We start from the raw sequence: 13853 nt of genomic DNA, 5'->3' as shown, positions 1-13853 counted from the left end.
GTTCGGCTCCACCGTCCCGCCGGTTCTGGCTGCGACATCCACGGCGAGACGTGAAAACCGCCCTCAATGAAAGGAATTCCCTGACATGACAACGGATCTGCTCGATGGTGAGTACGTCCCCGGTGCCGACGCGAGGACCCGCGATCAGGTCGAGCTCTACGAGCGCACGGACGGCCGCGAAGGCGCGACGATGGAGGGTGGCCCCGTGGTCGTAGTGACCATGCGTGGCGCCCGTTCGGGCAAGCTGCGCAAGGTCGCCCTGATGCGTATCGAGCGTGACGGCGTCTACGCAGTCGGCGCGTCGGCCGGCGGCCAAGCTCGCAATCCGAGCTGGTTCCACAACCTCGTGGCGCACCCGACGGTGCAGCTGCAGGACGGTCCCGATCGCCGGTTGATGACCGCCCGGGTAGCCGAAGGCGCGGAGCGGGAGAACTGGCTGGCCTACGCCGACGGGCTCTACCCGTTTTTCGCCGACTTTCGCACCCGGGCCGTCGAGTCCGGCAACCGCGAGGTACCGCTGATCCTGCTCGAACCCACCGAGAGCTGACCGAACTCGCCACGGGCGCCCGAGCTCGCACCCGGGCGCCCGCCATCCGGCCGACGCCGACCGAACCGTCCTGTGGATCGACGTCGCTCCCGACCAAGGGGCCGTTTTCCTACGTATCGTCCTCATCCTGCCCGGATGTGGCAGTCGGCTGTCGAGGCCGGAGGGCGCTTTCGGGTAGGTCGCCGACGCCGCCCGGCAGTAGCACGGGGTACTCGGGAAGTACCCGGGCCGAAGTGCTGTGTACTGCCTCGCGTAGATAGGGTGCGATGTCTCGCAGGGCTCGGTTGACGATCTTCGTGCCGGAACCGTTCGGGAGGTTGCTCACGAACGCGCTCGTATCTTCGACGTTGCCTTCGGCGGGGACAGGAGCCCCCGCCGGAAAGACCGCGAGCTCGTAGAAGGCCACGATCTCCACGCGCACGGCACGTGGATGCTCGTCTCGTACGAGAAGGTCTACCGAAACCGCGATCTGGCTGTTCGGTTGTCCACCCAGGGCGATTGTCAGCTCGTTTTCCGTTCCTGTTGCCCAATCGGGGACCTCATCCGGGTCCTCCCATCGTTGTGCCAGGGCGGACCATGTCTCCACCCTGTCCAGGCGGGCGGCAAATGATGTGGGGGAGGTTTGGGCACCTGTGCCGGCGAGGCGCTTATCGCTCATCAGTGCCCATCGTTGTCGGCCGCGGCTTCGAAGCAGAGCGTCGTCGGTTCGTCGTCGAGCGTTTCAGCCGGGACGAAACCGGGCTTGCGTAGCGTCCGGGCGGGGATGCTCCAGGCGCGTTCGCCGGTACTGGCCCGGGTGGCACGCCGTGCCTGTCGGTCCTCGACAGGTTCCACGTGGATATCGATCGCGGCACCGACTGCGTGCGCATAGCGCAGGATGATGTCGATCGTGGGGTTGCTGCCCTCGATATCGGACTCGAACCTGCTGATCCCGGACCGGTTGATGCCGATCGCTTCAGCGACTCGTGCCTGACTGATTCCGCGCCGGGTGCGGATACCGATCAGGTCGTTGAACAGGCGGCGCCGAGCCTGGGTCAGGTCCATCGCGTTCCTGACATGACTTTCACTGGTCAGGTCGAGGGGCTGCACGCGTTCTCGACGAATCCTCATATGTTGCACTATAGCGCAACAGTGTGCGGGCCGGCGCTGTGCCTCGGATCTATCGCTGCGGAAACCGAGCCCACACGTACCCGCATTCTGTGAAGAACTTCTTCAGGTACCGCATGGCTTGTTTGATATCGCGCCGCTGTCGGTCGCGATTCTGCAGGGGCGCGAGGCGGCCCAGCTTGCTGTCTCGCAATGTCACACCCACGACGTGATCTTGACGATTGATCGGCTCGCCGAAGTAGAGCCGCCATTCCGACTTCCCGCCCACACCGGACGATTTCAGCTCGCCCAACCAGGGTGGATCCGGTTCGTCCTTCGGTGCGAAATCGAGCGGACACCGGTAATCCTGCGGCTCCCGATAGCGGCTGCGCCCGAGACCGCCCTGCTCGGATTCTTCGATCTGGCCCTTGAGATTGCCGTACGCGAACGGGTCCCGTCCGAGCAGCTTGTTCAGTCCTTCCTCGGCGTCCGGTGTGTGCTCCCAGTGGCACCGGCCTCGGGTTACGCGCCCGCCATGAGGGAAGTTATGGGGCACCGGCGTTCCCAGACGGATTGCGCGGGTTACCAGTCACATTCGGCAAACTACCTACAGCGCCCCGACACGCCCATTGCTGAAACTGTCGACACGCCGCGAGGGCGCAACTGCGACGACCATCAGCTCGCAGCAGCGTCAGCAGGCGGGACGTCTGTCGTCATTTGGACACGGAACTACAGCTTCCGCCCAGCGTCGCTACGTGCCCCGGCGGAGTCGGCGTCTGCCGCAGCCGACGCCGCGAGGGTCCGAGCCTTGCCGGTTACGCGCGTGGCTCATGGCATTAATCAGCATCCCCGAGTGGGTGCCCGTCCACTCGATGCAGACCGGTCATCGGCCAGCGAGGTCGTGGAACTCGCCGGCCTTGCCCCCTCGATCCAGGCCCCGAATTCCTTCCAGGTGAACTGCACTGTCATTGACCTGGATACCCGGTAGCTACTGTGCGCGGATACGTTGGTGATCTGTCGATCACGTGCTGCTGTCGCGCGAGTCCAACGCCGAGTTGATCAGTGCGCGGGCGGCGTCGCCGTAGACGGCGTGGCTGTGCAGCCCGTTCCATAGCCGTTCGTACAATTCCAGCTCACTCGGCGCCGTGATCGTGAGTTCGGCGCTTGCGGTTTCGATGAGGGCTTGTCGGCGATCGAACAGATAGAAGCTGCCGGAGAGGTAGACGAACCCAGCGCGCAGCGGGACGACACCGAAACATAGGCGGGGATTCCCGAACGCTACCTCGAGCAGGTGCCGCAGTTGCCCGGCGGTCACCTCGTCGTTGTCGAGTGTGGTGTGCAGTGCCGCCTCGTGGATCAGAACCACCACCCTTGTGCCGCCACTGCGCAGTATGTTCTGGCGAGCCATCCGCGCCTCGACGGCGGTGTCCAGATCATCGAGGGTGCCGAGGAAGCCTATGCACTGTGCGAGTACCGCGCGGGCGTATGGCTCGGTCTGGAGTAGGCCGGGCACAATGGTGGGGTTGTAGATGCGAAGCTGCCGGGTCTCGGCTTCGAGTTCTTGTCCGCGTTGCTGGCGGCGGGTGTGGCCGGTCGCGGTGATCCGCCGCCACTCCGCCCATTGCGCCCGGACGTTGCGCAGCGTCGCGACCAGATCGGGGAGCGCCAGCGTCGCGTCACAGACCCGGCACCACACCGCCAGATCCGATTCGCTCGGCATCTGCTTGCCGTGCTCGATGCGGGATGTCTTGGACCAGTGCCAGCCGGCGGCTGTGGATAGCTGCCGTCCGTCCAGCCCGGCATCTCTGCGCAGCTCCCGGAGCCGTGCACCGAGAGCCGCCTTCGCCCGTGCTGCCCCGTTCACTGCCCGCGGTACTCCTCGAACGGAGTCGCAGCGGCCCACACTCGATTACGAACCGCGACCGCGTGCGAGACGATGACGGGTTCGTCGGTCAGCGCAGCGCCGACCCAGCAACCACGCGCATCCAGGAGCGAAAATGCCACCGCCCGCTCATCGAACAGCCAGAAGTCTTCGGTGGCCGAGTCTGACGGATCGGCATTGTGCCGTGCCAGATAGCGGATGTCCTCACCGGCTGCGACGTTGTGGCGGCTCAACGCGAGCAGGTAGCGCGTGTAGAGCGTGTGTGGTTCGGTGACAATCCGCGCGCGCCGCACCGCAACTCCGCGCGCTACCGTGGCGGCGACATGGTTCGTCCAGCCTGAGAACCATTCCCCGCCTGGGTCGATGGTCTCGTCGGCGCGGAACGCGTTGAGTGACTCGGATTCCGACTCGCTTGCGTAGTCGTCGCGCGTTTCGAGGTGAAAAGCGGAGCATTCGGCGGCGGCGAACACCGGCCGTAGCTCGTCAGCGCCGTGCAGCAGGCGCATCCGGGCGAACCTCCTGACCGATAGGCACCAGCACCGCCGTCTCATGAGCCGGAATTTGCATTATCGCCAGTGCTTCCGGGTCGGTGACCGATTCTCCCGAGAGCAGGAACGTTCCGTGCCCGGTGTCGCGGACACCCGATATGCAGGTGCCCGGCTCGGTGAACCACAGCAGTTTGTGCGGAATTTCGATCGTGTCGGGATTGTCGGTCCGCCAGCCCTGCGCTGCATAGCGTGGCGGCTCGGTTTCGGTGACGTAGAGCCGGGGCGATCCGTCGCCGCCGGATTCACCGCCGATGAATCGAACCTTCATGGTGAGGTCCTCTCGTGGTTCGAGTGTGGACTGAAGTGTGCGGCCTTCGCTTAATTCTCGCCCCTGTCCGAGGTATTTGGCAATGGATCGCGCACTCATACGCACTTTTCTGGGACCTGCGAACTACCCACGCTTAGCGTGCCTTTCATGCCCTGGTGCGGGGTGGTCGAGTCCTCCGCATCGGGTGCACGCCAGCCGGAACCGAAGGGGAGACAATGCGGCCGATCGCATTCGGATGGGTAGATGACGACGTGAGCGCCGCGCCCGAGTGGGACAGGGCGCAGGTCCGGCGATTGGCCGACCGTCTCGGCTACCGAATCATCTGGCCCGATGTACGTTCGGTGCTCTCGGTCGCCGACCAAGCGCGGAACTCAGGGGTCGATGTGGTCATTCTGCCCGCGCCGGATCATCTCGGCGCGCTGGAACTGAACCGGGTGATGGATGTGGCCGACGTGGAGACGGTGATACCCCGGCTGTCGTTCGCGCGGTGGTATGCGGCCGGGGTTGGGCGATGACAGTACTCGGCTTGGCGGTGGCAGTCGGGTTGCCGGTCGCGGTGATCGTGTGGGCCGTGTTCTGGCCGGCGAATCCCCGGTAACGCAGCCACAGGATATCAATGCCGCGGCGGGGTTGTGAGTCGCGATTCAAGACGGGCCGGTATCGATTCCGGATCGGCTGGGCGAGCTCCGCGCGCACCCGCCGCTCGACGAAAACCGTTCCTACGCTTGGGCATACGTGTTCGCTGTCGCCGAGTATCGCCCCTATCTCCCGGCGTCCGGGGGTCGGATCGAGTCGTTCGTCAAGGCGGTGGGTCCCGCCGAGATCATGAATCGTGTGCAGCCGATTCGGTGAACACCGCGAGAATCCGCCCGGTGCGTATCCCTCGTGAAGTCAGGCCGTGGCGCGTTCGATGGTGCAGCGAAGCGGGCCCCGAACGCCACGGACGTAAGGCAGTCGTCCTCTTCGCCGGCATCATCCGCACTCATCTGCCACCGAAGAATCCGCGAACGAAGACGAACTCTGAGCAACTCCACCTCAGTATGCCAGCACTGACTTATATAAGTAGGGACTGGTATGATCCTGGTTTGTGCACGCGTTCGACATCCTCGGCGACCCGGTGCGCCGGCGCATTCTGGAGCTGCTCGCCGACGGTGAGCAGACCTCTGGCGCGATCACGGACGTGATCCGATCCGAGTGCGGACTCTCCCAGCCAGCTGTCTCACAGCATCTGCGCGTGCTGCGTGACAGCGGGTTCACATCGGTGCGGCCCGAGGGCGCTCGCCGGTTCTACGCCGTCGAGCCCGGGCCGCTGAGCGAGGTCGACGCATGGCTGGACCGGTTTCGCCGGTTCTGGGAACAACGCCTCGACGCCCTGGAAACCGAGCTGGCCCGGGGCCGGCGTGCAGCTCGGGCTCCGGCTGGTGGGGAATCCACCCGACCGGCCGAGCCCGGCGCCGATGCGGACAAGACCGATCCGTCAGCGAAGGGAACCTGACATGAAAGACGTATTGGACGAACTCGCCGCCGCGCGCCGGACAATGGGCAAAGGCAGCGTGCCCGCCGGCGACGCGTACACCATCGAGGTGCGGCGTCGATACGCCGCGCCGATCGAGGACGTCTGGGATGCCATTACCAGCCCCGAGCGGCTGCGTCGCTGGTTGCAACCGGTCACCGGCGATCTGCGGCTCGGCGGGAAGTTCGAGTTGGACAGTGGCGAGCACGGTGAGATCCTCGGCTGCGAGCCGCCGCGTCTGCTGAAGGTGTCCTGGCTCTACGGGCCGGATGCCGACGCCTGGCCCGGCACGAGCGAGGTGGAAGTGCGCCTGACCCCGGGCCCGACAGGCGACACCGAATTCGAGCTGATCCACGCAGCGGTCGTCGAGGAGCCCCTCTTCCCGGTCTACGGCCCCGGTGCCGGCGGTGTCGGCTGGGACCTGTATCTCCTCGCCCTGGCCCGGCTGTTGACCGGCGGCGAGAACGTCGGCCACGAGGAGCTCCAGAAGTCGTCCGAAGGGCGCGAGTTCATCCGGCGCAGCGCCGCGGCCTGGGGCGAGGCTCACCTGGCCGCCGGTGGTGAACCGGAGCACGTCGCGGTCGCAGTCGAGGCGACCACCAAGTTCTACGCACCCGACCCGACCTGACAATTCCCACCCGCCGGGATCCGGCCGACACCGAAGCCGATCCGGAGACGACGCTCTGGGAGCAAGAGAGCGAATACCGTTTCAGCAGCAAGCTGATGCGACTGGTGGCTCTTCTGATGCCCGGCACCTTCCACAAGCAGTCGCAGCAGCACATGCAGGATTTCAAGGCGTTCGCCGAACAGGGGAGGATGTCCGCGAAGGGACGAGCTGATCTGTCGCAATCACGGCCTAGTCCGGCACGAGCCGGCCGGCCGCAGGTCGATGTGGAGGAGGTCGTTGATGGCCGATGGAGTGGATGGTCCACGGTGGGCCGGAGTTGTCGGGCTGAATCCGGTTCTCGCCACCGTTACGCCCTTCACCCGTAATCACCGGGTGGATACGGGCGCGCTCGGCGACTATCTGGCCTTCCTGAACGAGTCCGGGGTGAAGGCGGTCTTGGTCAACGGCACCACGGGAGAATTTCCGGCGCTCACTGTCGCCGAGCGCAAGACTGTCCTCGAACTCACCCGTGCACGCTGGCCGGGCCAGGTGATCACGCATATCGGCACCACTGCTGTCGGGGATGCTATCGAGCTGCTGGACCATGCGCAGAATCATGCGGACGCTGTCGCGGCCATTGCTCCCTACTACTTCGCCGACCCACCCGAAGCCGGGGTTCGTGAATACTTCGGCGCCCTGCTCGGCCGGGCGAAGGTGCCGCTGCTCGTGTACAACTTCCCGCGCCACACCCAGGCCGTCATCACGCCGGAACTCCTCGGTGGCCTCGCCGCGAAATATCCGATGCTCGCCGGAGTGAAGGACTCGGGGACCGACCGCGGGACCACCCGCGCCTATGCCGTTCCCGGGCTCTCCGTGTTCGTGGGCTCCGACGGCGCCGCAGCCCATATCGGCGAACTCGGCGCGCAGGGGATCGTGTCAGGGGGCGGCAACCCGGTGCCCGAACTGCCGGTCCGGATCGCGGAAGCACTCCGTGGCGGCGACAACGCCGCGGCGCTCCGGTGGCAGTCGGTATTCGACGACTGTCGTGAGCTGCGGCGGCGTTCCGGGCTCACGGATATAGCGTTCGTGAAAGCGGCTCTTGCCGAGCGACTCCCGAGCTTTCCGGGGACCGTTCGTCCACCTCTTGTGGCGGCAGATGCTGAGCAGGCCCGGGACATCCGCACTTACCTGAGGGAAAAGGTTCTGCCTCGAATTCACAAGAACAGGCCTTGATACGAATCGGCATCAGCGGCTGCCTCAGATGTTCGGGGCCTACAGTGACCGTGTGCGGAGCGCCCGAACGTTATCGATCAGCGTGCGGGCGGCTCGACGATTCCTCGGGGTGATGGTCCGCGATGAAGGCCTTGAGTCGCGCGGAGGCCGCGGCTCGGACCTCTGCGTCAGGACCCGGCTCGAATCTTCGGGCCGATCCGGATGAGCCGCGTGCCTTCCAGCCCCAGGTCCATGCACGCTTCCAGGCGATCTCTACTCGGACCGGCGAGCCGTCGCTGATTGAAGAGGGCCATGGTTTCGCGCATCAGGGATTCAGGATCGAGCTCACGACCGGTACAGGCCGCGTGCATCGCGTTCACGATCTCCTCCGGGGCGATATCGTTCAGCGGTCGCACCAGCCCTTCTGGAGTTGTGCGGTACCCCTTCCATGTTTCGGGATTGACCTGGTGTGGCCACACGAACACGCCCATGGGGCCACGGCGGAGCAGCTCGGCAGGAACACACTCGGCAACGAAATCCTTGCGCGCGGCGGCGACTCGATCGAAGCCGAATCGCCTGCCCACGTCGCGGGCCAGTCTGTCCAGTGCAATCGGCCCTTCGATTTCGACTGTTTCCCGCACCGCGGCGGTGATGATCCGTCGCACTGTCGGTGACTGTGTCCGGTCGAGATCCGACCGGCTTCCCAGTTCCGTTGCCGGAGCGCACGAATAAGCAATGCCGCGCCCGTGCCAGTCACGTTCTGCAGGCTCGGCCTTGACCATAGGAAGTGCGTCTATGTCGATCGAGTCCGAGGGGACTGCACTCGATATCACTGCACCCGCCAACTGTTCGGTGCCAGTCGGGAGCTTCGGCATTTCCGGTGCTTTGAATTCCGGTTCCTGATCCTCCCGATCGACCTCGAAATCGGTGACGATCTCTTCGAACGCCTTCTCGTCAGGGATGCCCTGCTCGATTTCGTCAATCTGCGCGGCGCGCGCCTCGGCCGCGGCCGCGAGTTGCTCCTCGAATTCGCGTCGGCGCGCGCGGGCCGCTTCGACGGCCAGGTCGATCCGGTCGAGGACGGTGGCCCGGTTGTCGATCCAGTCGGGAAGCCATACCCGCAGCGACGAACCCCAGTGCATCATCGATTCGAGCAAACGTGGTGTCAGGTCCCGGTCGGCGACGGTGGACCGACTCGCCCACTGCGGGCCGTCCAGCACAACCGCGACCTGCCAATGTCGGCAATCCGGCTCGCGGACGACGATATCCAGGACGAACTCGGAAAGGCCGTAGTTGACTTTTGTTTCGTACCCGCGCTCCTGAAGTGCCGCGCACAGATCCCGCTGTATCGGATTCACCACGACACCGGCTCGTGAGCGTTCTCCGATGCTCGATCCGTGCGACGCCATCTCCAAGTACCCGCGCAAATGCGCCATACCCGCTGATGTGGTCCGCGCCAGATCGATATCGGATGGGTCGAACGAGGTGAAGACGACTACCTTGCGGCGTGCCCTGGTAACCGCGACGTTGAAGCGCTTCTCCCCGCCTGCCCGGCTGAGCGGACCGAAGTTGAGCGGTAGCTGAGATTCCCCGGGCTTGGCGGAGAACGCTGTGGTGAACAGGATGACGTCCCGCTCATCACCCTGCACGTTCTCCAGGTTCTTGACGAAAATGCCCTCTTCGGCATCGGTACGAAGCTGCTCGCGGACCAGCGGGTCGGAGCATTCCTCGAGCAGGTCCTGGACGAGGTCGCGCTGCGGCGCGTTGAATGTCACGACGCCGATGCTCTGCCCGGCCAGGTGCGGTGTAGTGAGCCGAGTCCGGATCTCTTCGACCACGGCCTCGGCTTCGACCCGATTCGTGCGGAGATCGACTCGGTTTTCGCGGTTGAAGTGGCCGTCGACACGGCGCCATTCGACACCGGCCGTCAGATCACCGCCCGGTGAAGGCAGGCTGGCCAGCCGACCCTCGTAGTATTTCTGATTCGAGAAATTGATGAGCGTCTCGTCCTGGCTGCGGTAGTGCCAGGAAAGCCACAACCGTGGGACCCCGGATTCCACTGATTCGGTGAGGATACTGTCGAGGTCTTCCGGTGCCAGTTCGCCGTCCTCATCGGCCTCGTCGTCGTTTGCTGCGGTGACCTGGCCGAACGAGGTCGGGGGCATCTGCTGTGAATCACCGACGATGACCGCCGACCGGCCACGCCCGAGGGCGCCGATCGCCTGCGCCACAGTGACCTGGGAGGCTTCGTCGAATACGACGATATCGAAGGTTGCCGAGCCGGGCGGAATGAACTGCGCGAGCGATGCGGGGCTGACGAAAACACAGGGGGTGGCAGCCAGAATGTGCTCGGCGTACTTGTTCATCAGCTGCCGAATGCTGGCACCACCACGTTTCCGGTCGAGCGATCGCCGTAGTTCTCCGACAGCACCGGTAAGTGAACCGGCGCGGAATGGACGTCGAGCGAGAAGAGCGGCAGGTAGTGCGGAGACCTGCTCGTTTCGGAGAGCATCGGCCGCGCGCACGAAATCCTCGATCTCACCGTCACGTAGATGCGGATCGAAATGTGTCGAACCTGTCGAGCGACGGCGTTCGGCGAGCGAAGTAGCGGCAGTGCCTCGTATGAACGCTCCTGTCGCGTCGGCGGCGTGGAGCCGACCGGCGAGGAGCATCTCGACGAACTCGTCGAGCCCGGCGCGCCGCAGCGGAGCCAAGAAGCCCGACATGCGGGACCAGCCGAGAATGCGCTGCGCTCGGAAATTTTCCGCATCCTCGAAGAGCGCGGAGCGAGTGCGTTCCCATGCGGCGAGCCAGTGGTCCCCGGCGCACCACCGCTCCATATCGTCGACAGAGGTCCCCAAGATCGTGCGAATCGACTCCCACCCCTCACCCAGTTCCGCGAGCAGGCGTACCTCGTTCTCCAGCGGAGTACCGAACGATTCGAGCATCCGCCACTCGGCGGGGTGTTCGTCGGCGAACCGGAGCGTTGCCGCTATATAGCCAAAAGTGGGCTTCAGGTGGTCGGCGGCATCGCGGTGCAGCGGGTTCCAGTGGGGCGGCGCGAACGGGCCGAGAAGGTTGCGGGTGAGCGCCTGCACCCGAGAGATCAGGCCACGTACACCAGGGATCGCGCGCAGCAGCGGAAGGGCGGCGGCCGGGTCGAGATCTGCGCCGGGCCGGGCGAACGGGGAAATGTTTCGTTGGAACCGGTCTGCTTTCTTCTTTCTGTTGAGCAGACCCTTCCCGCACTCCTCGGCTTCCGTGACGAACGCGGGTATGTCACCGGATTCGATGAACGCGGGCACGAATCTCCCGAGCAGCGGAGCACAATCCTGATGCAATCGCGCAATTTCGACGAACAGCGCCTCTCGGCGTGCCGCGAACTCGGGGCCACGCATCCATGCCTGGGTCATCGCATCGGGAACAGGCCGGCCCAGTTGCCGAGCGGCTGCCGGCACCAAGGTGCTGAGGCGCAGTGGGTCGTCGAGATGCGCCAGTAGACTCCATACCCGTTCACTCGAACGTGCAGCGTGGAGGGCCTGGTCGAATCGGCGTAGCGCCGTCGAGATCTGGTCGGCGCCGACCTCGTCGCGGATCGATCCGGCAATCGACCACGGAATCCCGGGACGGATATCCAGTGAGCGGGCAGCTCTGGAGAACTGATCGAGTGAGTCTCTGATCTCGGTCCAGCTTTCCGAGGGACGGGCTATATACGAGGTCGGGATGGGGGCGGTCGATCCGTGGCCGCTCTCCAAAATCTCCTCGTATGCGCTCCATAGACTGCGCTCGGCGCCGTTGCGTTCATGGATTGTGGCCGGATAGTCAGCCAGAGGAATCAGCCGTTTGCGGTATTCCGCGAGACGAACATCCCACGCGCGGTCGTTGTAGTAGATGGAACAGTCGATCGCAGCTTTGAGTTGCCCACGGATAGCGTTCGGTCGCTGTCCTTTTCCGTGCAGGTCCAGAGTGAAATTCTGCAGGCCGATGGTGTCGAGCCGTTTCTTCACGACGTCGAGCGCTGCCTGCTTCTCCGCAACGAAGAGAACGGTCTTGCCGAGGTGTAGTGCGTGCGCGATCAGGTTCGTGATCGTCTGGGATTTGCCGGTGCCGGGCGGGCCTTCGAGGACGAAGGTGCGGCCTTCCGCGGCAAGAGCGATTGCCCGCAATTGTGAGCCGTCGGCCGGAATGGGCACGGCAACGGCTCCTTCATCGACTTCGATGTGATCGAGCCCGGAATCGGCGTCGCTGTGCGGGTCGCGGAACGATTCCCCCGGGTTGTGCGTCAGATGCCGGACGATAGGGCTTAGTTCCAGGGTTTCCCAGCTGTCGTTGAGGTCCCGCCACATTCCGAACGTGCCGAACTGGCAGATCGCCAGCGTCGCGACCTCGTCGATCCGCAGATCGATATTGTTTTCGACGAGTGCTCCGCGAATCTCCCGGAAGGTATGGACGATATCGAGCCCGCTGTCGTCGAGCTTCGGTGTTTCGAGTGCCTCGATCGAAACATTGTGTTTCAGCCGCAGCCACTCGACGAGACAGTGGTTCGGTGTCGCTACCTCGGTGGTGTCCACCGTGATCTGGAACGGCGCGCGGCCGGTACCGCCGGTGAGCCGCACCGGCAACAGGAACAGGGGAGCCCTCGCCTCGGCGCCGGTCGAGGTGTGGTGAACGAGTACGCCCAATGTCAGGTAGAGGTTGGAACTGCCGGTTTCTTCGAGCAGTGTCCGCGCGGTGCGGGAAAGATCCTTGAATCGGCGTGTGTACGTGTCATGAGAGACGGCGGCATACAACCTGTGGTCATTCGACAGGAGGTTCCTGAGCTCCTCCGGGTCTATTTCGGCCGCGCGGCGTGCTCCCCGGAGCTGGTGGATGGAGGAGAGATCGTCGTGTGGGGTCACCGATATCGAAGTGCCGGCATGGATGAGGTCGTCGAGGACCGACAGCCCTCCCCTCGGCACATTGAGGTCGATTACCTGACGTGACGGCTTAAGGTTGAGCAGCCGATTGCGGGTGCTCAGGTCGAGTAGCGCACACTTCCATTTTCGAACCCGAGCCGGAGCGTCATCTGCCACTTCCAGTACATCGTCGTTGCTGCGTTGATTCTGCAGTTCTTCCGGCAGATCGAGAACGATGTTGCGGAGGTTCGCATGCTCGGACTGAAAAACAGGGGTGATATCGTCGGTGCTCGGAATCGGACGAACACCGCTCTTCCGTGCCGCAGCGATACCGACGACGCCCGCGAGGGTCTCCGGACTGCTGAAATACCGCTTGGCGCTCGCGATCGCGCCCTTGAAATCGCTGTGCGGCGACTGATCGTAGAACACCGCTTCGACGGGCACGGCAATGCCGGATTCGATGAGGTTGACGAGGCCATTCTGCTCGGTCAGGGAAGGATGGGCCAGATTCACCTCGTTGCGGAGAAAACCACCGAACGCGTGACCCTCGACCAACCACACCAGTGGTCGAAGGCCAGCGGCTTCCAAACACGCCGCATAGGTCACGGAAAGGTCGATACAGGTGCCGAACCCCTGCTCCAGCACCTGGGCGGTTGTGCGAATCTTCTGGCCGGTGTCCTCGAACGAGGCCGGCGGATTGATATATCGGATCTGTCGTGTACGTAGAACTTCATAGATGGCAGCAGCGATGAGCGCGGCACGCTCGGGCCCTTCTTGGTATCCGCTGATCGATGAGTTACCTGTCTGCGTTCGAAGGAGCTCGGCCGCATCGCTCAGTACAGAAAGGACCGCATTGGTGTTCGGCTGCACGAACGCTGCCAGCGAATCGAAAAAAATGGGAGCATTGAACCACTCGTTGTGCGCGAGGACCTTGATCGGCACTGTGAGGTGAACGTCCGGATTCCACAGGCGAGAGACCGTGACACTCAAAGTTGCGGGGTGGGATTCATTCAGACCGCTCAGGTATGGCGTCGGTGGGGCGAAGTCGGAAAAATCGTCCCAGAACACCTCCCCCGCGGCTCCAAGGGAGCCGTCGTGAGTTCGAGTCCAAGGCTGGGCAAGTTCTGTGCCATTGCCATGAAGCTGGACCGTCACTGTGACGTCGACTTGGGATGAGTCCGATGTGTTCGTGACGCGCAGCCCGGCGATCAGGGGCACGCCATTGTGCACGAGTGCGAGGTTGATCGCGGGTTGGGTCAGCACCTCCACAGTGAGCCCATGCTCTACTGCCGTGG

General features: G+C 64.3%; 12 protein-coding genes. 5 read left to right on the top strand and 7 right to left on the bottom strand.

Annotation, left to right across the window (positions count from 1 at the left end):
• The first annotated feature begins 85 nt into the window (after nt 1-85).
• Nucleotides 86-547, top strand: coding sequence for a nitroreductase/quinone reductase family protein (locus ACFWPH_RS06325; RefSeq protein ID WP_378748516.1), 462 nt, complete (start codon nt 86-88; stop codon nt 545-547).
• A 109-nt stretch (nt 548-656) separates the two neighbouring features.
• On the opposite strand, the gene ACFWPH_RS06320 is transcribed toward ACFWPH_RS06325, so the two are convergent.
• The 6 genes from ACFWPH_RS06320 to ACFWPH_RS06295 form a co-directional block, all read right to left on the bottom strand.
• Nucleotides 657-1205, bottom strand: coding sequence for a hypothetical protein (locus tag ACFWPH_RS06320; RefSeq protein WP_378748515.1), 549 nt, complete (start codon nt 1203-1205; stop codon nt 657-659).
• Nucleotides 1205-1657 carry a helix-turn-helix transcriptional regulator gene (locus ACFWPH_RS06315; protein ID WP_378748514.1) on the bottom strand — a complete coding sequence of 151 codons (453 nt, stop codon included), beginning with the start codon at nt 1655-1657 and terminating at the stop codon, nt 1205-1207. Before ACFWPH_RS06315 ends, ACFWPH_RS06320 begins: the two co-directional genes overlap by 1 nt.
• A 49-nt stretch (nt 1658-1706) precedes the next feature.
• On the bottom strand, nt 1707-2189 hold the full coding sequence (locus ACFWPH_RS06310) for a hypothetical protein (protein WP_378748513.1): 483 nt from the start codon (nt 2187-2189) through the stop codon (nt 1707-1709).
• A gap of 465 nt (nt 2190-2654) precedes the next feature.
• The gene (locus ACFWPH_RS06305; protein WP_378748512.1) at nt 2655-3497 is read right to left on the bottom strand and encodes a helix-turn-helix domain-containing protein; all 843 of its coding nucleotides are present in this window, start codon (nt 3495-3497) and stop codon (nt 2655-2657) included.
• Nucleotides 3494-4021: a DUF6879 family protein gene (locus tag ACFWPH_RS06300; protein WP_378748511.1), complete on the bottom strand. Its 528-nt coding sequence runs from the start codon at nt 4019-4021 to the stop codon at nt 3494-3496. The genes ACFWPH_RS06305 and ACFWPH_RS06300 overlap by 4 nt, the downstream gene beginning before the upstream one ends.
• Nucleotides 3999-4430, bottom strand: a complete 432-nt coding sequence (locus ACFWPH_RS06295) for a hypothetical protein (protein WP_378748510.1) — start codon at nt 4428-4430, stop codon at nt 3999-4001. Before ACFWPH_RS06295 ends, ACFWPH_RS06300 begins: the two co-directional genes overlap by 23 nt.
• Before the next feature lie 116 nt (nt 4431-4546).
• Between ACFWPH_RS06295 and ACFWPH_RS06290 the strand changes: the two genes are divergently transcribed.
• The 4 genes from ACFWPH_RS06290 (at nt 4547) to ACFWPH_RS06275 (ending at nt 7684) form a co-directional block, all read left to right on the top strand.
• Nucleotides 4547-4846 carry a hypothetical protein gene (locus ACFWPH_RS06290; protein WP_378748509.1) on the top strand — a complete coding sequence of 100 codons (300 nt, stop codon included), beginning with the start codon at nt 4547-4549 and terminating at the stop codon, nt 4844-4846.
• Nucleotides 4847-5418: 572 nt separating this feature from the next.
• Nucleotides 5419-5826 (top strand): ArsR/SmtB family transcription factor, encoded by a 408-nt coding sequence (locus ACFWPH_RS06285; RefSeq protein WP_378748507.1) that lies wholly within the window; start codon nt 5419-5421, stop codon nt 5824-5826.
• A 1-nt stretch (nt 5827) separates the two neighbouring features.
• The gene (locus ACFWPH_RS06280) at nt 5828-6472 is read left to right on the top strand and encodes an SRPBCC domain-containing protein (RefSeq protein WP_378748506.1); all 645 of its coding nucleotides are present in this window, start codon (nt 5828-5830) and stop codon (nt 6470-6472) included.
• Between the two features lie 279 nt (nt 6473-6751).
• Nucleotides 6752-7684, top strand: coding sequence for a dihydrodipicolinate synthase family protein (locus tag ACFWPH_RS06275; protein ID WP_378748505.1), 933 nt, complete (start codon nt 6752-6754; stop codon nt 7682-7684).
• A gap of 167 nt (nt 7685-7851) precedes the next feature.
• Here ACFWPH_RS06275 and ACFWPH_RS06270 read toward each other — a convergent pair whose 3' ends face one another.
• Nucleotides 7852-13500: a DUF4011 domain-containing protein gene (locus ACFWPH_RS06270; RefSeq protein WP_378748503.1), complete on the bottom strand. Its 5649-nt coding sequence runs from the start codon at nt 13498-13500 to the stop codon at nt 7852-7854.
• Between the last annotated feature and the right edge of the window lie 353 nt (nt 13501-13853).

This window comes from Nocardia sp. NPDC058499 (genome assembly GCF_042719915.1).
Lineage (GTDB): Bacteria > Actinomycetota > Actinomycetes > Mycobacteriales > Mycobacteriaceae > Nocardia.
This window is presented reverse-complemented; position numbering and strand designations above follow the sequence as displayed.

Excerpts from the sequence above, each read along its gene's own strand:
- ACFWPH_RS06325 (WP_378748516.1), top strand. The coding sequence starts at position 86 with ATGACAACGGATCTGCTCGATGGTGAGTACGTCCCCGGTGCCGACGCG.
- ACFWPH_RS06320 (WP_378748515.1), bottom strand. The coding sequence starts at position 1,205 with ATGAGCGATAAGCGCCTCGCCGGCACAGGTGCCCAAACCTCCCCCACA.
- ACFWPH_RS06315 (WP_378748514.1), bottom strand. The coding sequence starts at position 1,657 with ATGAGGATTCGTCGAGAACGCGTGCAGCCCCTCGACCTGACCAGTGAA.
- ACFWPH_RS06300 (WP_378748511.1), bottom strand. The coding sequence starts at position 4,021 with ATGCGCCTGCTGCACGGCGCTGACGAGCTACGGCCGGTGTTCGCCGCC.
- ACFWPH_RS06295 (WP_378748510.1), bottom strand. The coding sequence starts at position 4,430 with ATGAGTGCGCGATCCATTGCCAAATACCTCGGACAGGGGCGAGAATTA.
- ACFWPH_RS06290 (WP_378748509.1), top strand. The coding sequence starts at position 4,547 with ATGCGGCCGATCGCATTCGGATGGGTAGATGACGACGTGAGCGCCGCG.
- ACFWPH_RS06280 (WP_378748506.1), top strand. The coding sequence starts at position 5,828 with ATGAAAGACGTATTGGACGAACTCGCCGCCGCGCGCCGGACAATGGGC.
- ACFWPH_RS06275 (WP_378748505.1), top strand. The coding sequence starts at position 6,752 with ATGGCCGATGGAGTGGATGGTCCACGGTGGGCCGGAGTTGTCGGGCTG.